16 protein-coding genes are annotated in these 25,860 nt (G+C 35.3%); 9 read left to right on the top strand and 7 right to left on the bottom strand.

What is annotated here, in order from left to right; translation table 11 throughout:
- Window positions 1-119: 119 nt before the first annotated feature.
- The 5 genes from EV197_RS03775 (at window position 120) to thiL (ending at window position 3,053) form a co-directional block, all read left to right on the top strand.
- Complete coding sequence (locus tag EV197_RS03775; RefSeq protein WP_130285395.1) at window positions 120-635, top strand: DUF2975 domain-containing protein; 516 nt, start codon at window positions 120-122, stop codon at window positions 633-635.
- A 2-nt stretch (window positions 636-637) separates the two neighbouring features.
- Window positions 638-844, top strand: a complete 207-nt coding sequence (locus EV197_RS03770) for a helix-turn-helix domain-containing protein (protein WP_130285394.1) — start codon at window positions 638-640, stop codon at window positions 842-844.
- Window positions 845-887: 43 nt separating this feature from the next.
- Window positions 888-1,325, top strand: coding sequence for an ankyrin repeat domain-containing protein (locus tag EV197_RS03765; protein WP_130285393.1), 438 nt, complete (start codon window positions 888-890; stop codon window positions 1,323-1,325).
- Between the two features lie 83 nt (window positions 1,326-1,408).
- The gene (locus tag EV197_RS03760; protein ID WP_130285392.1) at window positions 1,409-1,957 is read left to right on the top strand and encodes a GNAT family N-acetyltransferase; all 549 of its coding nucleotides are present in this window, start codon (window positions 1,409-1,411) and stop codon (window positions 1,955-1,957) included.
- A 43-nt stretch (window positions 1,958-2,000) separates the two neighbouring features.
- Window positions 2,001-3,053, top strand: a complete 1,053-nt coding sequence (thiL, locus tag EV197_RS03755; protein ID WP_130285391.1) for a thiamine-phosphate kinase — start codon at window positions 2,001-2,003, stop codon at window positions 3,051-3,053.
- On the opposite strand, the gene EV197_RS03750 is transcribed toward thiL, so the two are convergent.
- Window positions 3,050-3,319, bottom strand: a complete 270-nt coding sequence (locus EV197_RS03750) for a hypothetical protein (protein WP_130285390.1) — start codon at window positions 3,317-3,319, stop codon at window positions 3,050-3,052. The genes thiL and EV197_RS03750 overlap by 4 nt on opposite strands.
- Window positions 3,320-3,496: 177 nt before the next feature.
- Entirely contained in the window at window positions 3,497-4,273 is a 777-nt protein-coding gene (locus tag EV197_RS03745) for an alpha/beta fold hydrolase (protein WP_130285389.1), read from the bottom strand.
- 36 nt (window positions 4,274-4,309) lie between these two features.
- Between EV197_RS03745 and brnQ the strand changes: the two genes are divergently transcribed.
- Together brnQ and EV197_RS03735 are read left to right on the top strand one after the other, a co-directional pair.
- Window positions 4,310-5,584 (top strand): branched-chain amino acid transport system II carrier protein, encoded by a 1,275-nt coding sequence (gene brnQ / locus EV197_RS03740; RefSeq protein ID WP_130285388.1) that lies wholly within the window; start codon window positions 4,310-4,312, stop codon window positions 5,582-5,584.
- A 26-nt stretch (window positions 5,585-5,610) separates the two neighbouring features.
- Window positions 5,611-6,951, top strand: coding sequence for a cytochrome-c peroxidase (locus EV197_RS03735; RefSeq protein ID WP_130285387.1), 1,341 nt, complete (start codon window positions 5,611-5,613; stop codon window positions 6,949-6,951).
- Window positions 6,952-7,061: 110 nt separating this feature from the next.
- Here EV197_RS03735 and EV197_RS03730 read toward each other — a convergent pair whose 3' ends face one another.
- The 5 genes from EV197_RS03730 to EV197_RS03710 form a co-directional block, all read right to left on the bottom strand.
- Window positions 7,062-8,510, bottom strand: a complete 1,449-nt coding sequence (locus EV197_RS03730) for an RHS repeat domain-containing protein (RefSeq protein WP_165388997.1) — start codon at window positions 8,508-8,510, stop codon at window positions 7,062-7,064.
- A gap of 7 nt (window positions 8,511-8,517) precedes the next feature.
- The gene (locus EV197_RS03725; protein WP_165388996.1) at window positions 8,518-9,987 is read right to left on the bottom strand and encodes an RHS repeat domain-containing protein; all 1,470 of its coding nucleotides are present in this window, start codon (window positions 9,985-9,987) and stop codon (window positions 8,518-8,520) included.
- Between the two features lie 23 nt (window positions 9,988-10,010).
- Window positions 10,011-13,523 (bottom strand): DUF6443 domain-containing protein, encoded by a 3,513-nt coding sequence (locus tag EV197_RS03720; RefSeq protein WP_130285384.1) that lies wholly within the window; start codon window positions 13,521-13,523, stop codon window positions 10,011-10,013.
- Between the two features lie 12 nt (window positions 13,524-13,535).
- Entirely contained in the window at window positions 13,536-17,030 is a 3,495-nt protein-coding gene (locus tag EV197_RS03715) for a hypothetical protein (RefSeq protein WP_130285383.1), read from the bottom strand.
- Window positions 17,031-17,436: 406 nt separating this feature from the next.
- Window positions 17,437-18,729, bottom strand: a complete 1,293-nt coding sequence (locus EV197_RS03710) for an aminopeptidase P family protein (protein WP_130285382.1) — start codon at window positions 18,727-18,729, stop codon at window positions 17,437-17,439.
- A 126-nt stretch (window positions 18,730-18,855) separates the two neighbouring features.
- Between EV197_RS03710 and EV197_RS03705 the strand changes: the two genes are divergently transcribed.
- Window positions 18,856-21,705 (top strand): VPS10 domain-containing protein, encoded by a 2,850-nt coding sequence (locus EV197_RS03705; protein ID WP_130285381.1) that lies wholly within the window; start codon window positions 18,856-18,858, stop codon window positions 21,703-21,705.
- A gap of 76 nt (window positions 21,706-21,781) precedes the next feature.
- A complete protein-coding gene (locus EV197_RS03700) occupies window positions 21,782-25,732 on the top strand; it encodes a hybrid sensor histidine kinase/response regulator (RefSeq protein WP_130285380.1) in 3,951 nt (1,316 codons plus the stop codon).
- Window positions 25,733-25,860: the final 128 nt, after the last annotated feature.

Raw genomic sequence — 25,860 nt, 5'->3', positions numbered from 1 at the left:
TATAAAACGGTAGTTTATTTACTTTGTAAAACAGTAATTTATTAATAAAAAACAACTATTAATTATTGTTTTTCAATAATTTTATATACTTTTGACCCATCGATAGAAATGCTAAACTCATGAAATTAAAAACATTCGGAGAAAGATCATTATCCACATTATTATTTTATGCACTGCGAGCGATTACGATAGGATATATTATATTCTTTATTTTAATAGTACTTGCGATCGTTACAAAATCCTTTGAAATAGTCAATAACGAATTTATCATTAAGATTCCGTTTACTGATTCTGTAATCAAAGGAAATTATGAAACCAAGGTTTTTTTGGCCATAACCATATTTCTGATCTTTTACACCGTATTTTTCTACTTAGCATCCAACATATTTAAGACGTTTAAGTCAAAAGTTCTATTTACCAAAAAAGCGTCACGTTATCTGCTGTATTTTACCTTCTGGAATCTCTTGTATGCAGTAACCGAATTAGTTATAATCGGGATTCTCTATCAAAGAATGTCAATAACTGAAACTCCTGAATGGATGCTGCATCTAATATTAGGAATATTCTCGTGGTTTATTGCCTCAATTTTTAAAGAAGGAACGCAAATACAACAAGAAAACGAATTAACCATTTAACTATGCCCATAATTGTAAACTTAGATGTAATGCTCGCCAAGCGAAAAATGATGAGCAAAGATTTGGCAGAAGAAATTGGTATTACTACTGCTAATCTTTCCATTTTAAAATCAGGAAAAGCAAAAGCAATTCGTTTTTCTACGCTAGAAGCTATTTGCAAAGCGCTAGACTGTCAACCTGCAGATATTTTAGAATATCAACAAGACTAATTTTAATACATAATCATAATTCATCAATCAAAAATCAAACAGTATGAAAACTTTATTTTTATCAATCCTTACTTTTATTACTATTAATGTAACTGCTCAGTCTGTTACTGCTGAGCTCAAAGAAGCACTAACGACAGACAAACCAGAACTTCTATTTAAAACAGTTGACCCCAGTGCCCTGGATAACTGTTACCAGGTTAATAACAAACCTTATCATTTACTTTCTCTTGCTATTAAAACAAAAGCCCAAAAGTGCTTTAGTGCTTTGATAAAGAAAGGTGCTAATCTGGAATCCGATTGCTCAGCAAAAACACCTTTGTTATACGCAGTAAAATATGGAGAATTAAATATGCTCAAAGAATTAGTGGAAAACGGAGCTAATTATAAGGCTAAAAAAAGAGGTAGATCGGCTATAGATTACGCCATCCATTATGAGCAAAAAGAGATTTTAGCCTACTTATCAACACACTTAGAAAAGTAGCCTACAAAGTTTTATTAAAAAAACTGATAACAAATGGGGCGTATTGCCTCATTTGTTATTTTTATACTATACGATAATTAATTATGGATATTAGTTATAAAAAGGTAACATCTACCGAAGAATTGCTGCAAATATTAGCTTTACAGCAACAAAATTTACCATTGGTACTATCCGATGACGAAAAGTTAAAAGAAGGGTTTGTTACTGTAACGCATACTATGGAGTTACTTGAAAGAATGAACGCTAAAGAAGCGCATATTATAGCAAAACAAGGTGAAACTGTTGTTGGTTATGCCTTAAGTATGCATCCAGATTTTGCGAAAGAAATAGAGGTCCTTAAACCTATGTTTACAATAATTACAAATCAGATTACTTCCGCTACTTCCTATTTGATTATGGGGCAAATCTGTATTGCTAAAAAATATAGGAGCCAAGGAGTTTTTAGAAATTTATATGCTACTATGCTCAAAGAATTTGGAGAAAAATATGACATGCTTATTACAGAAGTAGCTGCTCATAATCAACGCTCTCTGCAAGCACATTACGCAATTGGTTTTAATGATTTGGTAATTTACAAATCTGAGGATGTTACCTGGCATTTAATTTATTTAGAAAAGAAAACTGTTAATTAAAATCCTTGATTTCAATTAACGCGTAAATAGTATCTTTGCATCTATGATAGAAGATAAAAATCCACAACGAACTCCCTTATCCGAATTGGGAGAATTTGGTTTAATTGAACACCTAACTAAAGAAGTATCCTTAAAACACAAGAGTACAATAAAAGGGATTGGTGATGATGCTGCCGTTCTAAGTTTTGATTCTAAAAAAACAGTAGTGTCCACAGACATGCTAATTGAGGGCGTACACTTTGACCTCAGCTATGTTCCTTTAAAGCATCTAGGTTACAAAGCGGTTATGGTTAATCTATCTGACATTTATGCCATGAATGCAACTGCTTCGCACATAACTGTATCAATAGCAGTTTCAAATAGATTTCCTGTAGAGGCTTTAGAAGAGTTGTACGAAGGTATTTATACCGCCGCTAAAATTTATGATATTGATGTGATCGGTGGAGATACTACATCTTCAACTACGGGTCTAATCATAAGTGTTACTGCTATCGGCCACGCAGATGAAGATGAAATCGTATATCGAAGTGGTGCCAAAGAAAATGATTTACTCGTTGTTACCGGAGATTTAGGTGGTGCCTATCTTGGACTTCAGGTTTTAGAACGTGAAAAAGAGGTCTACAAAGTAAATCCATCAGTACAACCTGATTTAGATAAATATACCTATCTTATTGAGCGACAACTAAAGCCTGAGGCTCGAAAGGATATTATGCTTTTGCTTCAAAAACTGGAAGTAAAACCAACCAGTATGATTGACATAAGCGACGGACTTTCCTCAGAGGTATTACATCTGTGTAAAAGCTCTAGTGTAGGTGTAAATCTCTATGAGGAAAAAATTCCTCTAGATCCAACAGTAATATCAACTTGCGAAGAATTTTCTTTAAACAGCACAACGGTTGCTCTAAGTGGTGGTGAGGATTATGAATTACTTTTTACTATAGCACAAGAGGATTACCCTAAGATTAAAGCTAATCCTAATTTTACGGTGATCGGTCATATGCTTGACCAAAAAAGTGGAAATGCCTTGGTAACCAGAGCTAATGAAAGAATTGAGCTAAAAGCTCAAGGATGGAATCCTATTCAAAATGACAACTAAGAAGCTGCCTGAAAAGTGGAAGAAGCATTTTCTTTAGCTACCTTTTTTTTGTGTACGCTAGCTAATGCTTTATTGGCTTCTTTTAATTTAGGTGTTAATTTTTCTAACTTTCCTCTACTATTGATTGTAGCCTGTTCTTTACAATGACAGCACGTATATTCTTTTACGTGATTGGTAATTTTTTTGGTCACCTCAAATTTATGACCAAATAAAGAACAGTATAACTTAGAAAAAGAAAGTCCCGATTGGGAAGTTGATTTTGTCATATGCGTTGGGGTTACTTGTTCATAATCAACACAATAATAACAAAAATAATTTGATATACCATATTATGTAAGAAAATTTACCCTAAAAATCATCATTTTAACACAAAAAGACTAAATAATGTGTATTTTATCGATTTTTAGACAGGTTTTACCCTCCTCGGTAACGCTGAAATGATATTATAAATGTTCTAAAAAAGAGTGCAGACTTTTAATAAATTTTGATTTATTTTCAATGTAAGACATGTGTCCTCCTTCAAAAGTTACCAGCTCAGTATTGGTGTAATTAGATTCAGCAACACTTTGCTCATAAGCTAATACCGGATCTTGAGTACCGGCAAAAATTGCTTTGGGGACTGCTAAATACTTTAGTGTATTGGATAGGTTTTTTCTTACTTTCATTCCCTCTAAAGCAGCAATAATACCTTGCAACGGAGTGTTGCTGGCTTGGTTCTTTATGGCAAGTATTTGATCAGCATACTTTTTTCTATTTTCTATAGCGAATAAATTTGCTATTGCCATACTGGTATAGGCATTTGGATTATTCTTAACGATTTCAATGGCTCTATCTCTACTTAATTTTCTTTCTTCGCTATCTGCATACGATGTAGAGTTCAGCAATATTAGGCCTTTAATCATGTTTGGATATTTATAAGCTAATTCTAAACTAACGTATCCCCCCATAGAATGACCTACAAAAACGGCATTGGATACTTCTAGATATTCCAAAACTTCCAGCACTGCAGCTGCCATTTGTTCCATAGTATGGATATACCCCAGACATTCACTTCCTCCGTGTCCCAATAGATCAATACTGATACATCGATAGTCCTTAAAATGAGGTTTGATTGAATTCCACATTGTAAGATTCTCTAAAAAACCGTGTAAAAACACAATATTTTTTCCTACTCCTGATTCCTGAAATTGTATTTTAATACCTTTATGGCTGATTGTCATTTTATAAAAATATATTACCGCTTTAAACCTAAAGAAATGAGATTAAATAAGGAAACATTTGTTGCTGGATTTGCATTATTTTCCATGTTTTTTGGGGCGGGTAATTTAATGTTACCGCCTTTTTTGGGTCACGAAGCTGGTGACCAGTGGAATTGGGTAACATTTGGTTTTATTATTTCTGCAGTTATTATCCCTATATTAGGAATAGTTGCACACGCCAAAATTCAAGGTACAATGTTTGATTTTGGCAAAAAAGTATCTCCTGTTTTTAGTTATATCTACTGTTTTGCTGTGTATGCAATATCTATTGGGTTACCCTCGCCAAGAACCGCTTCAGTAACACACGAGATAGCCATACAACCTTATTTGGATTCTGGGTATCTTTTGACGAGCTCAATATATTTTGCACTTGTACTACTCTTTGTACTCAATAGATCTAAAATTCTTGATATAATTGGTAAATTTTTAACTCCAGTAATCTTATTGACCATACTAAGTATTATCGGCATTGGGCTATTTACCGGTCCCGCTAGTACTGTCGTTACAGATTTAGAAAAACCCTTTGTTAGAGGATTATTTGAAGGATATCAAACTTTTGATGCTATCGGCGCAGTTGTGATTGGTGGAGTTATTATTGTTTCTTTAAAACTCAAAGGTGCCTCTGATTTTAAAGTAAATAAAGCATTAATTATTAAATCAGGTTGTATTGCAGGTTTAGCACTTTTATTAGTTTATACAGGACTGATCTATAACGGTTCAATTTACAGTACTTGGATGGAACCTAATAGTTCTCGTATTGAAGTTCTATCCTCCCTTAGTATTTTTACACTAGGTCATATCGGCAAGATGTTCTTAGGCCTATTGGTTTCCTTAGCCTGCTTTACCACAGCTATAGGAATTGTAACAGGAACTGCTGATTTTGTAAAGGGATTTTTTGGTGACTCTGACAAAGCATTTAAAGCAACTGCAATCATCGGCTGTTTGTTAGGAGTACTAATGGGACAATTTGATGTCAATTATATCATAAACATCGCTGTTCCTGCGCTTATGTTAATCTATCCGGTTACTATAGGATTAATATTTCTTAATCTAGTTCCACATAAGTATGCCTCACCACCAATTTTTAAAGGAGTAGTAGCGATTATTCTACTTTTTAGCATACCAGACTTTTTAAATTCAGTAGGATTAGCAGGGGTAAATACCCCTTTTTTAAAGTATATCCCATTAAGTTCTTATAATTTAGGATGGTTTTTGCCTGCAATTGTTATATTTGTTTTACTTAACATTTTGTTAAGAAAAGGGAACCAATAACAAACCAAGGGAAAAACAATAAAGGGATGAAAAAAATTTTATTTTTCGTTGCTGGAGCATTGATCGTTGCTTCATGTAACAATGATGACTATACGCCTATAGCATCTTCATTAGATTTAGAATTAGAAGATTTATTAATTGAAGCCTCAAACGGGGAAGGAAAATCGTTCTTTACCTTACCAGAAAGTGATGATTTTTCAAATATTCCGCAAGATCCACTGAATCCAATAACAGCAGAAAAAGTAGCTTTAGGTAAGTTGCTTATGCATGAAACAGGAACCGCTGGAAATCCGCAGATCACAGAAATGAAAGACACTTACTCTTGTGCTTCTTGTCACCAGGCTGATGCTGGTTTTGCTGCTTCATTACGACAAGGTCTTGGCGAAGGTGGAATGGGATTTGGAATTAAGGGAGAAGGAAGAATAGTTAATCCTGAAGTTCCTCAAGAAAACCTAGACATCCAGCCCATTAAATCCCCAACCGTACTTAATGTAGCCTACCAAGATGTTATGCTATGGAACGGTCAATTTGGCGCAACGGGTACCAATGCGGGTACAGAAGCCAACTGGACCAATATCCCAGAAAACAATTTAGGTTTTCAAGGCATTGAAGTACAAGCTATTAAAGGACAGGACGTGCATCGTTTATTAATCGATGAAGAATTTGTAAATGGACACGGGTATAAGGCACTTTTTGATGCTGCTTTTCCAGATTCACCGGAGTCTGAGCGCTACACAAAACAAAATGCTGCTTTGGCAATCGCCGCTTATGAAAGAACATTATTAGCGAATCAGTCCCCTTGGCAACAATGGCTTAATGGTGACTTGCAAGCCTTAAATAATACTGAAAAAAGAGGAGCAGTAGTATTTTTTGATAAAGGTAGATGTTATGAATGTCATACAGGGCCCGCATTAAATGATAAAAACTTTTATGCATTTGGAATGGGAGATTTTGATAACTCTAGCCAAGCTATGGTTTTGGATGAAGCTGGTTTTTCTAACGTAAAGAAGGGAAGAGGTGGTTTTACTCAAAACAGTGAAGACGATTATAAGTTCAAAACACCTACACTATACAATATCATAGACAATGGTTTTTACGGTCACGGCGGTACGTTTACTTCTGTTAAAGACGTCATTCGATATAAGAATAATGGCGTACCGGAAAGCTCAGAAGTTCCTCCTACGCAACTTGCACCTCAATTTGGTGCTACCAACCTAACGGATGAAGAAATGAATGACCTTACTGCCTTTATTGAAAATGGATTGCGTGATCCAAATCTAAGGCGCTATGTTCCTGAAACACTTAATTCTGGATTTTGCTTTCCAAACAATGATGCGGAATCAAGAGTGGATTTAGGGTGTGAATGAGAAAGGGGCACTGAAGCATCGCGTCATTTAAAAATACCGAACAAAAGACTCCTTTGGTAAAAAATTGTGCAAAGGAGTCTTTTATCATAGACTAAAATTCTTAACATCTATTAATTGCTAAAAGGACTCGTAGTATAAGTTCTACCTAAAAAACCAAGTGCTCTATCCGCTTGCCATCCCTTATAATATTCCTTAGTCGGTTGACCAGTTCTACCGGCTTCAATTGTTCTCCTTCTAAGAGCTCTCCCCTGAGGTGAATTAATTGATATAGGCCCCTTTGGTAAGGCTCTATAATTTACACCTTCGCCTCGTGTTTTAGCATCCGTATATTCTTCTTCAGTTTTATTAAGAAAAAACCTAGCTCCTAGTCCAAAAATTCGCTCTTGATTAAAAGCATTAGTTTCATCCCCAATATCATTTAATGCTTCTGCAAAACCATCAGTTCTCAAGGATATTTGTCCTGTTTCATATTGATGTGCGTGTTCTAGTTCATGTGCAACCATAGCAATAAAATCATCATTAGAAAGGTTTCCATCAATTCCTATATCTACCTTATTGTTTATGACATTATAACCCACACCATTATCATTTATTGTACTTACACGATAGGTCTGTTCTGATACTTCAAGCTGTTCTATTTTATCTAACATAGATTTATTAGCATTCAATAAACCTTTGAATGCCTTTTTCATTTTTTTATCCTCTACTACTTTTAAAGCCTCTTTAATACCTTCAATGTTAGATTCATGAAAATTTTTCTGCCTTTTTACAATACCGTCAGGATCTTCTATTTTTGCACCTGTAGGGTCGATAAAGTTCAATGGATTATTAGCTACATAAACATTGGGGGATATAGCATAATACTTTTCAGCTAAAGGATCAATTACGTGCCACCTTCCTAGCGATGCCTCATACATCCGAGCTCCAAAATCCTGCCAGTCTAAGCCAAACATTTCTAATTCCTCTTTTTTACCAAAACCATAAGGATGTTTACGTCCTCTCACTACATTATCCCTTTTATAAACCAAACCAAATGGGTAATAGTCTTTAGTCTCCTTTACTTCATTATAAAAATCACCATCCCCGTCCTTATCCGTGCCATTTACTACTTGATCAATTAGGCCGTCCTTATCTGCATCAGAATAGGATAACCGAATATTACCTAAATGGTCGAAATGTTGATAGGTATATAAAAAAGTTTGATCATCATTAGGTTCAATGTAGCCTTCTTGCTGAGCAATAAAGCTGAGATTTTGATTTTCATATACAATACCGCCTATATAATTATATTGTTGCACAAGATTACCGTTACTGTCGTATACGCTTTGCTGAATTTTCTCTCCTGATGCATTATAGGAAAAAACTATTTTTCTACCGTCATTAAAGTTAATAGCTTCTGGTAGATTGAGAACGTTATATGCTATGGATTCGATTTCTTTATTTTGATCATAACTTAAATTACCGTTATTATCGTAACCGTATTTTGGAATAATTTGACCAACACAGTTTAGGTATGAAAGAATGAGTATTATAATATTAAAATAAATTGCCTTTTTCATAGTGAAATTATTTCTTGTAGTGAGTGTTTTGGAATAAATCAATAAGAGTCTTGTCCTTATATTTTTCATCACCATATTTTTCTATGTACAATGCTCTTTGATGAGGGTATGCTTTAATAAATTCATATCTTGTTGAATCAATATTTAAAGGACTTTGACCTGTGTTGGCACTTCCTCCAAGCCTGTATGGCATATCTCCTGTTGTTGGATTACGTTGAAGTTGTACCCACTTAGGTGTAATATCCGCTTTTGAATTCACTTTTGATGGAAGACTAGACGGATCATAAGCCCATTGCGACTGAAATCCATCTACTTCATCATGAGTATCTTGTGCCACAGTATTACCAGATGATTTATCAAAACCTAATCTTCTTGTTTCAAAATGGCCGGCATGTCTAGTTTCATGAGCAAATGTAGCTGTACTTGTATAATCTATGTTTATATTTCCTGTAGATAAATCATAAGAAACACCATTTTCTTCTTTTCCTGTATTTAAGCTATAAACTTGTGAGCTTTTCTCCAGTGTATTTAAATTACTTATTGTTTCTCCTAGAACTGCAACCCGATCACTTAAATTTTTACCGAGTGCTTTATTTTGATTTGTAGCTTTTACAGCCTTTTCAGCAACTTGTAGTAAGGCACGTTTTACTATTATTTTTGTCTTTTCTATTTTCCATTTAAAAATACTACCCTCTGCGATCCTCATGCCATCGGGATCATAATATTTTATTGGATTGTTTGCAGTATAGCTGTAAATCGATATCCCAAGATATTTCTCTGCTAAGGGATCAATACTATGCCATCTTCCTAAAGCGCTCTCATACATTCTGGCTCCAAAGTCATTCCAATCTAAATCAAAAGCTTCAATTTCTTCTTTGCCGGCAAAGCCATACTCATGTTTTCTACCTCGGATTACATTCGTTTCCGTTAGCATTTTAAGTCCAAAAGGATAATAATCCTTCTCTTCTTTTACCTCTTGACTAAAATCACCATCACCATCTTTATCCACGTATCCTACCACGGTATCAATGTGCCCATCGCGATCGGTATCACTAAATGAAGACCGAATGTTTTTCACCAAATCCTTATACTGATACACATATATAAATCGATCATTATCCGGTTCTACATATCCTTCTGTCGTATGTATAAACTCCAATGAATTAGAGCTATAGATTATTGCTTTTACATAATCTTTTTTTAATTGCTGGCTACCATTTTCCAGGATTACTTTTTGTGATAGTTTATTTCCACTGGCATCGTACGTATTTCGAATTTTTCGCCCATCTGAAAAAGTAATTTCTTCTGGTAAGTTCAGAATATTGTAGGTGATGGAAACAATATTTTTATTGGTATCAACGATCAAATTACCATTATCATCATAATTAAAGGTAGACTCAGGTAATATCTGTCCGGTTACCAAGTTTTGTAATGCTAGCCCAACAAAGAACACTATATATTTATGTATGAATCTCATTATAACTATTTTCATATACCCTTTTAACGATTGGTTCCTGTACCCAAAAAGGTATTTGGCGCGGGTATGTTTGCGTTTTGTATACTACCAGAGGTTTTATATCCTAACGAGGCGTCGCCACTATCATCTACGGAAATCAACTGATTACCATTATATTGATAAAATAAATCATCTATTACACCAGTATTACCTGCTAAAAGTCCATATCGCTTTAAATGCAATATATTACCGTTCTTATCATAGCTTATTCCGGTATCCTCGATAATTCCTTGTAAACCTCCGACAGAATACCTGCCGTTTTTTAAAGGATCCGAAAGGTTTATATAGGATGCTGTTTTTAGTCTATTCGAGCGATCATAGGTATATACATATCCTTGTTCTTCTTGCTGCGCTGCACTTTTCCATGTAACGGCAGAAATATTTTTGTTATAACTGGGCGAATTGTTTAAAGTTGCCTCCCTATCATTATAGTATAGTTCCATACCAAAGAGATCGTTGGTATCATCATTATTTTCAGGATTAAACGTTAATTGAGGATTATTGATCGTTTTAAGCCAACCCCTAATGTTGTAACGATAATCTATACTTTGTAAAAAGTTAGCTCCATTATCAGTCGAATGTAAGTTTTTCTCTATCAATTCCCCTATTTCGTTATACTGATTATCAGACAACAAAATTTTATCTCCATCATTTATAGTATGATAGGTTTTCAGAGGTCTGCCATGATGATCATAGGTGAATTCTTTGTGAATAATTAATTGATCATTTAGCGCTTGATGGGTTCTTTTTTCTTGCAAAACCTTTCCCACAAAATCATAGCTGGTTGTATACCTATCTGTTCCATTTAAATGATTGGTTGAAGTGCTTTGTATCAATCGATACTTATCATCATAAAAACTTACATAGTACACATAATCTTGAGAGCCCAAGATGTTAATTTTAGTTCCTGTCACTTTACCTTTGGGTCTACTGAGATATTCATCAATAGCTAACTCAGGTATAAATTTTACAATACCCATCGGCCCTTGCCATCCGGGTTGATATACAAAATCATAATTATCATAGTAGGTTACTGATAGAATTACATCAGAGATAGCATTAATAGTCGGAAAAGACTGATTCGTATACCCATGCTGATGTGCTCCTAATTCTTCGTATCTTAAATAATCATTAACTTGAACTTGGTCATAGAACTGATCTACCTGCTGCTGAACGAAAGCTCTATCACCTGACAACACAGTAACACCCGTCATAACTGGTCGATTAAGAGCGTCGTATTTTGTAAAACTCCATTGGTCATTAATTCGCTGATTACCATCTTGAGAAAGTACTAATCGATCCCACCGATCATACACCATAAAAATTGGGGCAGCACCAGGAAGTTGTTTGACAATAACTCTATCGCGGTAGTCATATTCATAGCGATAACATTCTTGCTCAAGAACGGTATTAGGTATGAATTTGGGATAGGAGGAAACTAACATATCCATAGTCTGTGGTGGAATTACATAGGTCATTCTGCCCTTGCTGTCAAATACATAATTTATGTTTCTCCATCCCCGACCATCCTCTGTTTCTTCTAAAAGTTTATTGCCTCTTTTGTCAGTAAAAGTCCTAGTTAAGTGACCGTTCTCATTAGTGGTTTGATTCAGTGTTAATGTATTAAGATCATATTTTTTACTGGCCTTCAAACCTTCTGCTGTTTTTACCCATATAGGTATATCATCCAGGTCAGAATTGGTAGCATAATCCATCCTAATGGTGTGTCCTGATCTCAGTTGCCAATCCTCCCCAACCGCACCTTGTTCTATTACCCTATTCAATGGAGAAGCTTCCACCCTACTTTTTGACCAGGGATCTTTGGTATTGGCTATTTTATCGGTTGTATTTTGATAAAATAAATACTGTGGACTTGAGCTAAGATCTCTAACATCAAACTGTTTAAATGCTCCACTCCCATAACTAGCTACATAAGGCAAATATTTTATTGTTTGTCTTCCGAATTGATCATAGGTAGCTACCGTTACCAAGTCCTTTTTTTGAGGAGAAAACTGTTTAGTCACCGATTGTAATGCCCTACCCATGTAATCCAGATAATTTGTTACAGTTTTGACTTGTGATACAGGTGCCTGTTGAACCGATAATTCTGACATAAATCCTTCCTGCTGCACGGAGCGCACCCTTACATAATTCACCAAATCACTGTTTTTATACACTACCACAGGATCAGTAAACCTGGTGGTTCCACCCTGAAGAGTGATTTTCAACGAATAGTTACCTGGTTCAGATAGGATATAGTCTTTATTAATCGCGCCACTAATTGGAATATTATCCTTATACCATTGGTAACTCGGATAATCCTGGTTAGAAGATAATTTTTCAGTAGGTTCGTCGTCAGTTAGCACTAAATCTCCCTGATAAGTAATCTCAGGCGGGTCATAGGTAGTTATAATTCTATTGTCAGAATTGCTGCAATAGCCATCTGAATACGTATAGGTAACTACACTAGTACCATTGACTATAGATGGGTTAAACCAAGGACCATCTTCTACCACTCCATTTCCACTCCATATTCCTACTGAAGTAGTATTATTATTTTGTAGTTGAAAACTATTCGTCTGTACCGATTCAGTAATCCCCAATACTCTTGATAGGTTGTATCTTCCACCATCTTTAAACAGGCCTAAATCTTCGCCAGCGTAAACTATAGGTAGCTCTCTAACCGTCACAATTTTTGTATCAGAGCGACTACAACCATACTGATTGGTATAGGTATAGGTTAACGTATGTTGACCTGATGTAGCAGTTCCTGGACTAAAATAATAGCTAGAAAAGAATCCGAAAACCCCATTTCCTGACCATGTCCCACCTGATGGATACCCTTGTAAAAAATGAAATGAATCAGTTATGCAAAAAGTACTATCTGCTCCTGCACTAACAGATGAGGGCAAAGGATAAGAGCGAGCTGTGACTTGAGTTTTTGCACTTTCTACCCCATTCTTATAAGTACTGACATAAAATATTCTTTCTTGTATTGGATTACCAAGGCTGAAAGAAAACGTAGTACTTCTGGTTTGTCCACTCCCCAAGTAAACGTTATTACTATTATACCATCTGTAAGAACCCCCATAGGGTGCACCTGAAGCCACCATGGTTAATGTTCCTAATCCGCATTTTTTGGTGTTCGTAACCACCGGTGGCGGTGGCGGTGGTGGTGGAGCAACAATAGTAACACTTTGCTGTGCATTACCCGTAAAAGAAACGAACTTTATAAGTCCTGATGAGGCATAGTTAGACCAGGTGACTTCAATGCTATATCCTCCTAATGATCGATAAGATTGGTCCCCGGTAATTTCCCAGCGGTAATTAAAAGGTATGGTCCCTGATGGGGGATAATAAGTATGTATGGTTTTACTACCTCTATTAACCGTAGAAGGTCCAGTGATATACTGCGCGCTAACCGAAATAGTCGTCAACAGCAATACAATGATTATAAATTGAATAGGTAAACTATCAAGTCTTGTTGAATTATTCATAACTATTTCGATTTATTGCTTATTAAAATTGTATTCATACTGTTCCAGTATATTGTATTCCTGATCCCTTATTGTTTTCAATCTTTTCTGGTCATCGTACCCATAATAGGTTGTAGTATTGTTAGGATCTGATACCGTATTGACGCCTACGAGATTTTGGTAAGTAAAAGTTGACATGTGTGCATCTTCCGGATATACGCGTATCTCATCTAATCTACTAGCCCCATAATGTGAAATGGTCGATTGATAAGGAATCTCATTTTGTAATTGCCATTGCCCATTTTGATAATACCAATAAGTCATTACCAGATTATTTCCATAGGGTCTTTGAGCGGGTGGAATGGTATAACTACTTCCATTTAAATACCTGGCTCCGGTTTTAGCATTTCCTAAATCACCGTTTGCTTCAAAACTAGTGTAGAAAATTTCATTTCTTTCTGCATTAATTGCCTTAGCTATAGGATATACTCCATCATTATCCCAGATATAAGCAGTAATATTACCATAAAGTTCAGCTTGCTCTAATAGATTACCATAGGTGCTATACTCCTTAAATTCATATCTAGGTTCGTATAAATATTTTGCAGTAAAGAAAGGACTTAATGTAGTAATAGGTTCGTTGACCTTAGCGGTATGAATTGTATGAGGATATATATTGCCTGAATAAAACTTATGATCTGTTTTTTGGGCGGAAAGCAATCTTTTTGTACCCGTTTCACTCTCTTCAAATACCACTTTTTCCACAACACCTGCAATTAAATTTCTATCCTGCATCGCATCCAAAACAGCAGAAGTACCTCTTGCGTAATCGAGTGGGTATTTATATTGTGTTATGATTTTTTTGTTCTCACTATCCGTAGTCGATTCTTCAAACAATTGGTTATGGGTATTGTAGTATGTATATTCTTTTACGGTTGTAAATTCTTTATCAAAGTTTTCACCGAGATATAATGTTTCCTCTGTTTTTTTCAATTGCGAAAACCCTAAAACATTAGCATATCTACCCCAAGCCAAATCCTGTAGCATAGTAAAATTTCTAGCGTATTGAGGACTAGTTCTTGGCCTTTTCCAACCCATTTTCAAAGCTCTAATCCAAGTTTGCTCAAACTTGTAGTCGTTTTTTAACTTTCGAACTAAATCACCATTGGCATTGTAATCTTCCAATCCCGTTTGTAACCCTCTTTTATAATCAAAACTAATAGCTGGAGGAAAAGGTACTTCATCTTTCCTGGTATCTCCATAGATATGTGGAGAGGTAAAGTAATGAACCGATTTACCGTTTTCTGCTTGATTTCCGTATCGTATGGCAACACTTTGATATCCAACATGGCTTCCTTGAGTGGAACCTAATGCAGATCGATTTTGAGCAGATCGAACCAACTTTTGATCATCCTGACATATGTCACCAAATGGACCAGAAACTACACAATAATTTACTACATCTTCATAAATTTGCTTAAATTCCAGAAGAGAACCTGTTGACTTATTTGCTCCATCTTCTTCTTTTCTATAATCATATTTCAAAATTTTATCCTCATTGCTATAACCATAATGACGTTGAATTTTTGCAATTCGCGATCCACCCCCTTGTCTTATTTCCGTAAAAAAATTGCCGGTACCTGACTCCCAAAAAACATTAGCGCTTGCTGCTTCGACTAAACCGTTCAGATCTGTGCCTTGAGGAATTTCAGTAGAGACAACTAATTGGTAATCTCCTGGATATAAATCTTTGATAATTACACTCACACGTTGATCTATTCTTTCTTCATCTTCAAACTCAGGTTCAGAATAAAATCCAGGTTGAAAAAAGTAACACTGATCGCAAGCTATCTCATTTTTATCATCTACTATTTTAACTGTTACGTTATGTCTAAAGGGGCCAAATATGTCCCCATTAAGATAAGTAGCATTAATCGTTAGTTTTACTGGACTATCATCATTCTTAGTAAACGGAGTTACCATTTCATTGAGACCTATATTTCTGGGGTAATCTGGTGCTGACGCATTGTATGTGTAAGGAATAGTTTCTTCTTTAATCAGTTCAGTACCTTGTTTGTAACTATAGTCGTGTGGCTCAAAAGTAAATGCATCGTAACCACCAGTTGGATAAATAATTTTTTGAATTAGTCCTTGGGTAACCTTTGTTGGGTGAGGTGAACGATCTGCCCCTGGTAGCTCACGATCTCCAAACATCGTGTGAGGTACAAAGGTTTTAGCGCTATTATCATTGTAAAACCCCCAATGATCCCTCTGAAATGAAGTAGTCGGAGGCAGGGAACCTTTATATTCAAATTGATAGGGCGGTATGTTATTTTCTGAAATTTTTTGTACTGACTTTAGGGTCAGTCTTCCCGTAGAATTATCATAACCAAATTTCCAATTATCTACAACTTTATCCCTGCTATCAGTAACAGCTAGTCCCCCTAGAGGATACAATTCATTATCCCCATTACCTATACCAAAATCAGTTCTTCGAAAAGATCGATCCTGAAAAAAATCGATAGTTGTTAATCCAGAAGAAGTCGTTATTCGTTTTAAATACTGACCATCAATATCTACCCTTAGTTTTCGCTCACTACTGGAATAATCATTCTGTATGTCAAAATAAATAAAGTCATGCGTCCTTGATGACATAGACTGAACATACGTTTTCTGATAATAAGGTTCATAATCAAAATTAATTGTACTATCCGTATTGGGGTCATTTATTTCGGTTAAAAACCATCCCTGTGGAGGCCGTATATCGTTTAAAAAAGAACGGCAAATATCGTTTATATCAATAAGTTCAAAATTTCGCTGAGTTTCTATCGCCGTAAATAAGTACTTAATCCCATTGGGGGCTGTGAGTTCCCAACCTGAAATAAATTGATCATTGTTTGGAGCCAATCCTATGGGTTCAATCTTAATTGGATCCTCTGAAGCGATTATAATATTACCTTCCCAATCAAACTGAAAACTACCCGTGTAACCGCTAACATTAAAATAGAAAAGATCAGGCTCAGCATCTCTACATCCTCTTGTTAAATAATCGAGCAACTCTGCCTTAAGATTGTTATCCTCAATTCTGGTATAAGCTTCTACGCAAAGCGAGGGGTCTTTAGAACAAATTGAATCCATAGCTCGCATTTGTTGGGCTTGAGCTAAAAATCCCGTTATCTGACCCGAATCGTATTCATCCGGAACACCTCTTACACTTCGAGTAATGACGCCTCCTGCATTCAAACTCCATCCTAATCCAGTTCTTGGAGCAACGGTTTCAACTTTATGCGCGGAAGCATGATAACTTAAGGAAATAGGTAAGGTGATGCCTCGTTCTTGAATAGTATATAGCGGTATACTGATATTAGGAGTACCAGTATACAAACTTACCGGGATATCTGCATATTTAGCTAATTGAGCTGCTTCTGGTGATGGGGGAATGACATTGACTTTAAACGGATCGTTCTGAGCAATTACCAAATAGGAAGATAATTGTATCAAAACGATACAAAGCTTCAACTTTTTCATTGTGATGTGAATTGAGTTTTAAAATGAATTGTGTACTGAATGTGTGAAATTGGGCTTTAATAAAAGCCTAAATAATCCTAAGAACTAAAGAATATACAAGAATTAAACTTTAGTAATAATGGGGAAACAAGGAAAGTTTTCCGCAGTGGTTGTGGAAGTTTGCTAATTGATTTCATTGTGTGAGGTTGTTGTTAAGTACTTAAATGTAAGACACTTATTTATAAAATGGAAGTTTTTTTAACTTTTTTTTATAAAAATGAAAAATGAAAAATTCTTCAATATCACGTAGCCTCTTAGGTAAGGAACAATTTTATACGAAATAATAGTTTACCTAATTCTACCCCATCACATACAACAAAAAAAGGCATCTAATCAAGATGCCTTTTTTAATTTTTCTTAAACTCTATTAAAAATTCATTAGTTCTTCAATTTCGTCAGCTTCGATAGGAATATTACCCATCAGATTTACCGGCTCTCCATTTGCCTGTACAACGACATCATCTTCTAGTCGAATACCAAAACCTTCATCAGGGATATAAATACCAGGCTCTACCGTAAACACCATATTAGGTTGCATTGGCTCTGTAAGGATTCCATAATCGTGAGTGTCTAGACCTATATGATGGGAAGTGCCGTGCATAAAGTATTTCTTATATGCTGGCCAATCTGGATCTTCATTTTGTACATCAGCTTTGTCCAATAGACCAAGATCCAACAGTGCTGAAGTCATTAATTTACCTACCTCCACATGGTAATCTGCCCAGATAGCTCCTGGCACTAGCATTTTGGTAGCGTCATTTTTTACCTTCAACACCGCATTATATACCTCTTTTTGTCGTTTTGTAAAGGTACCCGAAACAGGGATCGTTCTTGATAAATCACTAGAGTAGTTGGCGTATTCTGCTCCGGCATCGATCAAAATTAAATCTCCAGCTTTACACTCTTGATTATTTTCTATATAGTGTAATACATTGGCATTATTGCCACTTGCGATTATCGGAGTATACGCAAATCCTCTGGATCTATTATTGATGAACTCGTGCAATAATTCAGCCTCAAGATTATATTCCATCACACCAGGCTTTACGAAATTAAGTAACCTCCTAAATCCTTTTTCAGTGATATTACAAGCGGTTTGCATAATCTCTAACTCGATTGGATCCTTGATAGATCGTAAGCGTTGCAAAATAGGATTGCTTTTAGCTACAGCATGTGCAGGATACTTTGATTTCCACCATTTTGTAAAACGATCTTCTCTGGTTTCTGTCTCCACATTTGCCCTATAGTGTTCATTGGTATTTACATATACGGTATCGCACTGTGTCATGATTTCAAAAAACACTTTTTCAAAATCTTTTAACCAAAACACATTTTTAATTCCAGAAACCTCAAAAGCTCTTTCTTTAGTTAATTTTTCTCCTTCCCAAACTGCAATATGTTCATTCGTCTCTTTTAGAAATAACATTTCTTTGTGCTTATCATGGGGTGCGTCCGGAAAAAGAATTAAAATACTTTCTTCTTGATCCACACCGCTTAAATAAAACAAATCACGAGCCTGCTGAAAGGGCATTGTACTATCTGCTCCTATTGGATAGATATCATTACTGTTAAATACAGCAATACTGCTGGGTTTCATTTGGCTGGTGAAATTTTTTCTATTTTTTATAAAAAGCTTCTTGTCAATGGGATGATACTTCATTCGTAGTTATAAATTTTGAATTTTTCCAAAAATACTAAAGCAAAAAGCATCTATTGTTAAACAATGTCTAAAAATTTTTTCTTTATTTTAACAATCAATACTTTCAGCTCTTCAAATAAGAATTTCATGAAAACTCGTCTATCTTTAGTCACGCTTTTATTTACTTTTTTAACTATCCAGGCACAACAGCCTTCTACTTCAGCTGACGCCATATCCAGAGGCTTTGAACAAAGAAAACAACTCGAACAAAATTCGCTTGTCAAAAACGTTCCTTTTAAAAATATAGGGCCTTCGGTGATGAGTGGTAGAGTAGTGGATCTCGATGTCAACCCCAACAAACCTTCAGAGTTTTATGTTGGTTATGCTTCGGGTGGACTATGGTACACAGAAAATAATGGTACTACGTTTACCCCAATTATGGATAACGCGGAGACCATTAATGTGGGAGACATTGCGGTAGATTGGAAAAATAATATTATTTGGGTGGGTACAGGAGAAAATAACTCCTCGAGATCATCCTATGCTGGTGTTGGCGTATACAAATCTACAGACAAAGGTAAAACCTGGACCAATATGGGGCTGAAGGACTCTCACCATATAGGTAGAATTTTGCTAAACCCTGATAATCCTGAAGAAGTAGTAGTTGGTGTTACCGGGCATTTATACTCTACCAATACCGAAAGAGGCATTTACAGAACTACAGATGGGGGAAAATCGTGGAAACAAACGCTTTTTATAAATGATGAAACAGGTATCATTGATTTAGCTGCTACACCTGGTAATTTCAAAACCATGTACGCAGCTGCCTGGGATAAAGATCGAAAAGCATGGAACTTCGCAGGTAGCGGACCGGGATCAGCAGTGTACAAAAGTACGGATGCGGGAAATACATGGACAAAAATTTCAATTGAAGGAAGTGGCTTGCCTACTGGTGAAGGAGTAGGTCGTATAGGACTAGCCGTGTTTAATGAAAATACAGTCTATCTTATACACGATAGTCAGTTTAGAAGGGCAAAAGAAAAAGATGAAAAAGCCTCCACCGGATTGTCGAAAGACGATTTCAAAAAGATGACCAAAGAAGAATTTCTAAGTTTGGATGATAAAAAGCTAAATGTATTTTTAAAGAAAAATGGGTTTCAAGAAAAATATAGGGCTGAGAATATCAAACAAATGGTGCGCAGTGGAACTGTTGTTCCTGTTGATTTAGCTAATTATTTAGAAGATGCCAATTCGCTATTGTTCGATACCCCGGTCGTAGGTGCAGAAGTATATCGAAGCGACGATGGGGGAAAATCGTGGAAAAAAACGCATAAAGACTATCTTGATGATTTGTTCTATAGTTACGGCTATTACTTTGCACAGATAAGAGTAAGTCCAAAAAATAAAGATCACATTTATATCGCTGGAGTTCCCATCTTAAAATCAAAAGATGGAGGTAAAACCTTTGAAAGTATAAATAAAGAAAATGTTCACGCGGATCATCATGCCTTGTGGATAGACCCCAATAATCCCGAACATTTAATCAATGGTAATGATGGGGGTGTCAATATTACCTACGACGATGGAGAAAATTGGATTAAAGCCAATCAGCCAAATGTTGGTCAATTTTATGCCATCAACATTGACTTTGAAAAACCTTACAATGTGTATGGAGGATTACAAGATAATGGCGTATGGGTAGGTCCTCATAATGCAGAAGAAAATAGCTATTGGCATCAGAGTGGTCAATATCCGTGGAGGTCAATTATGGGAGGTGATGGAATGCAAGTACAAGTTGATCATCGAAACAGTAATGTTGTCTATACAGGATTTCAATTTGGTAATTATTATAGGCTAAATTTAGATACCAAAAAACGAACGTACATACAACCAAAACATGAGTTAGGCGAATCACCATATCGCTTTAACTGGCAAACACCTATATTACTTTCTTCGCATAACCAAGACATATTGTATTTAGGGGGCAATAAATTAATGCGATCCATGGATCAAGGAGATAATTGGACGGCTATTTCTGGGGATCTTACTACTGGTGGTAAAAAAGGAAATGTAGCCTATGGAACAATAGCGACTATAGCAGAATCTCCTTTTCAATTTGGATTGTTATACACTGGTAGCGATGATGGATTGGTGTATGTGTCTAAAAACAGCGGTGGAGATTGGACCAAAATATCAAATTCATTTTCTAAAGACCTATGGGTGTCCAGAGTAATTGCCTCATCACATAAAAAGGAACGCGTTTATGTAGCGTTGAATGGGTATCGATGGGACGATTTTACACCCTATCTTTATGTAAGTGAAGATTACGGTGCTAATTGGAAGGAAATTGGCAAAACCATTCCGATGTCTCCCATCAATGTTATCAAAGAAGATCCAAAAAATGAAAATGTTCTTTATGTGGGTACAGACAATGGAGCTTATGTTTCTTTTGATCGCGGTGAGTCTTGGCAAGCATTTCAAAGCAATCTACCTAACGTAGCAATACACGATTTAGTTGTACACCCTAGAGAAAATGATCTGTTGCTAGGGACTCACGGACGTAGTATCTACTTAGCTAACATAGCACCATTACAACAATTAAACGAAAAGATATTAGCCAAAGATGTTCATTTTTTCACAATTGAAAGTATTAAAAAGTCACCCCAATGGGGAAACACCTGGAGCAAATGGCTTGAGCCTTATGAACCCTCAGTGACTCTTAAGATATACTCATCTAAGGCTGTAAAAAGTAATGTGTTAATTACTTCGCCAGAGGAAAAAGTAGTACAAACAATACCTGTTTCTCTTGAAAAGGGCTTAAACTATATTGATTACGATCTTTCCATAACAGAAAAAGGTAAATCCTATTTAGAAAAAGAGTTTCCAGATGACGAAATTACCAAAAGTAAAAATGACGTGATTTATCTTCCGGTAGGAAATTATAAGGTGCAACTTGAAGCTAATAAATCAGAGGTAATCAACCTAGAGATCAAATAGTCTCATACATTTATCACGTATTTATAAGGTATATAGTATATTAGCAGTACTTAACCTTTCTTACGCTGAATATTCCATGAAGCCAATCACTATTGTTGTATACTTGTACACTTTTATCTTGGTTTACTGTGGTAATATTTATGCTCAAAATCGAACATCGTTTGAGGTAAAGCGTTATACTATTTTTGATGGCTTGTCTAACAATTGGATAACTGACATCCATCAAGATGAAGATGGTTTTTTATGGTTTGCTACCCAATATGGAATCAATCGATTTGACGGAAAAAACTTTAAAAAATTCACCTACAAAGCTGGAGACTCCAGTTCACTTAAAGGTAACTGGGTAAGAAGCATATCTCAACTAAAAGATGGTAAAATAGGCATAGGAACCTTCGGAGGAGGTGTTATGATACTTGATCCTTATCAAGAAAAGTTTACAGAATTAAAAATTCTTCCGGATACCATAGACTACAATTCAAATGTTATTAATAAAACAAAAAAGTTAATTACAGATAAAGGTAATAATATTTGGATATCAGGGTTAACGGGTACATTTCGATTTAATATAGCTGACAGTACATTAACCAGCTTCTATACTAAGGGAACTGACAACATAAGTATCTCCAGTGATGGAACGATACTTATACTGGGTAAAAAGAAATATCAAAATCTAGAGAATCAGCAGGATCAGGCTTCTATTTTTAGGGTAATGAATGATAGTATTAAACGAATATCCTATGATAAAGACATAAACGATATTCTCAATATGCTATCAATATCAAAAGATAGTCTATTAATTTATAAAACTAACGAGCTGTTAATACAAAATCATAAAGGCGATAGTGTTTTTAGAAAAAAACTGAATTTTGAAAGTACGTATAAAAGTTCACTAAATGATCGTCCCTTTATTTTTAAAGATAAAAAAAATCGGGTATGGGTAAATGGAGGAGATAAAGTTTATAGGTTTTCATCTAATTATCAAAAAAGAGATGTAATTACATTAGGAAAGCTTTTAGGGCTTCCTCCTACTTCTCAAGTGAGAGCTAACTGCATGTTTCAAGACAACGAGGACAATTACTGGATTGGCACTAATCTAGGAGCTTTTCAACTGATAAAGCACAAACCATTTCATCACCCAATATTAGGAAAAGTTGGACAAGTCAGAGAAATTATTGATTGTGATGATCAAGTTTGGTTTGCGTTAACTGATGGGGTATATCGATGGGATAGAAATAGTAGCAATCCTATTGAAAAAATAAATAATCATACCATTTATGCGATGACTTGTGGTAGTGATGGTTTCGTATACATTTTTGCTTCAGATACTGAAAAAAAGACCGACCTAATTAAAATCAATCCTCACAATACATCTGAAGAGTACTTTTATTTTCAGGATTTAGAATTTACCCCCAGTGATACTTGGAGTATCACAGAGGATAAAAATCAAAGGCTGTGGATAGCTCAATGGGACAACATTATTATCCATGATCTTAAAAATCAAAGTTATTTTGGAATACCTCTATTTAGTGAAAACACAGGTGTAATAGATTTGTATTACGACAAACTGGATAATATGTGGATCGGTAGCCTTGGCAAAGGCTTACTAAAGATCACTAACGCTAGCGAAATAAAAAAGGGTACTAACTACACCTACACCATATACGAATATAACCCTAAGGACCCTAATAGTATTAGTTCTAACCTTGTACAATCCATAGCACAGGATGAGAAAGGAACTTTATGGATAGGTACAGACGGAGGCCTTAATAGTTTAGATATTGAAACTAAAAAATTTAAGAGATTTCTCAGGAGTGAGGAAATGCCTAATGACAAAATTTTAAATGTAATCAGTGATAAAAAAGGGAAATTATGGTTAGGTACAATAAGTGATGGAATTTTAAGCTACGATATTGAATCCGGACAATTTGATAACTTTATGACGACCGATGGGCTCTATGATAACTCTATGCTCATTGGTTCTGCTCACATTGATAAGAATGATTTTATCTGGATGGGTAGTGAAAGTGGTTTACAATATTTTCATCCTGATAAATTGGTTTCTTCAATCAAGAAATCTCCAAATATGATTTGGGAATCGTACACCAAATTCAGGGCGGATACTACCTTACATTATAAATTTCCTTCAAAAAATAAATTGGGTGACAAAAAAATTGAAATCTATCCTGAAGATCAAAGTATAAACTTTAAGTTCCGAGCCCTAACCTTTGAAAAACAAGATAAGGTTAGGTATCAATTCAAATTGGGAAATTATCACAAAGACTGGCTTCCTCCACAAAAAGACGGAGACCTGAGGTTATCATACATTCCAAAGGGAAAATATCAGCTCAAAGTTAAAGCTACTTTTGAAGATCAGCAGGAGGCAATGTATACTGCAATCCCAATAGTAGTGTATCCAGTATGGTATAAAACCAACTTTGCATACATACTATATTCTTTACTAGCAGCAGCAATGATTTGGCTAATTTACAGAATTCAATTACGTAGAAAAATTGCTGAAGCAGAACGAGAATACATTAGTGATTTGTCTAAAGTCAAATCAAGATGGTTCAACCTTATTGCACACGAGTTCAGAACACCATTAACTGTCATTCTGGGAGCCACAGATCAAATTAAAGCTAAACTAAAGCATCAAAAAATCAGCTTAGCTACTAGTCATCTAAATCAAATAGAAGATCAAACTAATCATCTTTCTAATCAAGTACAAAAGATTTTAGAAATAGCCCAGATGCAGGATAAGCAACTTGACATGCAGTTAGACAATGGTGATTTTATAGCTTTTCAAAAGTACCTATTTCAATCCTTTACCTCCTTAGCAAAACAAAAAAACCTTGAATTAAAATTTATAACTTCCCATCAATCAATTTTTGCATCTTACGATGAAGATAAATGGAAAAAAATCACTTATAATTTAATTTCGAATGCCATAAAGTATAATAAAATAGGGGGAACTATAACACTAAATATAGCGGTGGATGTTGAAAATGCTATGGTTAATCTTTCTGTTACAGATACAGGTGTTGGCATTAGCAAACCATATGTTTCTCGATTATTTGAACCTTTCTCAAAAGAAAGCCCAGGCAATGCTGAAGGCGTAGGCTTAGGATTAACCTTAACCAGAGAACTAGTTCAACTATTAGGGGGTACGATTGGCGTACAAAGCAAAAAGAATAAAGGTTCCACTTTCGTTATCAATGCTCCAATTGACTTATTAATTAATGAAGATGATAAGCCTGTACAGGCAGATTTCATTGCTATTGAGGACAACTCCAACCCCATAGTTTTAATTGCTGAAGACCATAAAGAGGTAAGAGATTATATTAAATTCTGTTTAGAAGACAATTTTTTTGTGTTAGAAGCAAAAAACGGTCTGGATGCCTGGAAATTATGTAAAAAGCACATACCTGATCTAGTTATCTCAGATATCACCATGCCTAATTGGGATGGAATCCGTTTAGGTACTGAAATTAGAAAACACGTTGAAACTGATCATATTCCATTCATTCTACTTACCGCAAAGTCTGGACAAGCAAATCAGTTAGAAGGGTTAAAAATTGGAGCAGAAGCGTATCTTACGAAACCTTTTGATCGTAATGAATTGCTAGTTAGAGTAAACAACCTAATTAGCACGCGAAAAAAACTACAGCAAAAGTATCAGAGTGGTGATGTCACGATTACTCCTAATCATAAGGTTATTGATCAGTTTATGAAGAAAGTCATAGAAACTATCAAAAAAGAATTAGACAATGATGAATTTGGAGTACCTCAATTAGCCGAAAATCTAAACATAAGTAGAGTGCATTTATATCGAAAACTTAAAAATCTAACCGGCTTATCTCCTACTAAGTTTATCAGAAAAATTCGATTACAAAAAGCTGAGGAATTGATTATAAAAAACGAGCTAAGCATTTCAGAAATAGCCTACATGACCGGTTTTAAAGATCCAGCTTATTTTACAAGAGTTTACGTAGAAGAATTTGGCAAACCTCCTTCAGACTTTAGAAAGTAGCACAAAACTATTGATTTTAGGCTATTTACAGCAAAATGTAACAGAAGTACAAGTCTTTGTAACTATAGTACAATCCTAATTTTGACTCCCATTCTATCTTGCTAGTGTAATCAAAAGCAATCAAATAT

Source organism: Aquimarina brevivitae, from assembly GCF_004216895.1.
In the GTDB taxonomy this organism is placed as follows: domain Bacteria; phylum Bacteroidota; class Bacteroidia; order Flavobacteriales; family Flavobacteriaceae; genus Aquimarina; species Aquimarina brevivitae.
The sequence above is the reverse complement of the archived record's forward strand: the minus strand, read 5'-3'. Positions and strand labels throughout refer to the sequence as shown.

Bases quoted from the DNA above. Each gene is read 5' to 3' on its own strand.
- EV197_RS03775 (WP_130285395.1), top strand. From the start codon at position 120: ATGAAATTAAAAACATTCGGAGAAAGATCATTATCCACATTATTATTT.
- EV197_RS03770 (WP_130285394.1), top strand. From the start codon at position 638: ATGCCCATAATTGTAAACTTAGATGTAATGCTCGCCAAGCGAAAAATG.
- EV197_RS03765 (WP_130285393.1), top strand. From the start codon at position 888: ATGAAAACTTTATTTTTATCAATCCTTACTTTTATTACTATTAATGTA.
- EV197_RS03760 (WP_130285392.1), top strand. From the start codon at position 1,409: ATGGATATTAGTTATAAAAAGGTAACATCTACCGAAGAATTGCTGCAA.
- thiL (WP_130285391.1), top strand. From the start codon at position 2,001: ATGATAGAAGATAAAAATCCACAACGAACTCCCTTATCCGAATTGGGA.
- EV197_RS03750 (WP_130285390.1), bottom strand. From the start codon at position 3,319: ATGACAAAATCAACTTCCCAATCGGGACTTTCTTTTTCTAAGTTATAC.
- EV197_RS03745 (WP_130285389.1), bottom strand. From the start codon at position 4,273: ATGACAATCAGCCATAAAGGTATTAAAATACAATTTCAGGAATCAGGA.
- brnQ (WP_130285388.1), top strand. From the start codon at position 4,310: ATGAGATTAAATAAGGAAACATTTGTTGCTGGATTTGCATTATTTTCC.
- EV197_RS03735 (WP_130285387.1), top strand. From the start codon at position 5,611: ATGAAAAAAATTTTATTTTTCGTTGCTGGAGCATTGATCGTTGCTTCA.
- EV197_RS03730 (WP_165388997.1), bottom strand. From the start codon at position 8,510: ATGAAAAAGGCAATTTATTTTAATATTATAATACTCATTCTTTCATAC.
- EV197_RS03725 (WP_165388996.1), bottom strand. From the start codon at position 9,987: ATGAGATTCATACATAAATATATAGTGTTCTTTGTTGGGCTAGCATTA.
- EV197_RS03720 (WP_130285384.1), bottom strand. From the start codon at position 13,523: ATGAATAATTCAACAAGACTTGATAGTTTACCTATTCAATTTATAATC.
- EV197_RS03715 (WP_130285383.1), bottom strand. From the start codon at position 17,030: ATGAAAAAGTTGAAGCTTTGTATCGTTTTGATACAATTATCTTCCTAT.
- EV197_RS03710 (WP_130285382.1), bottom strand. From the start codon at position 18,729: ATGAAGTATCATCCCATTGACAAGAAGCTTTTTATAAAAAATAGAAAA.
- EV197_RS03705 (WP_130285381.1), top strand. From the start codon at position 18,856: ATGAAAACTCGTCTATCTTTAGTCACGCTTTTATTTACTTTTTTAACT.
- EV197_RS03700 (WP_130285380.1), top strand. From the start codon at position 21,782: ATGAAGCCAATCACTATTGTTGTATACTTGTACACTTTTATCTTGGTT.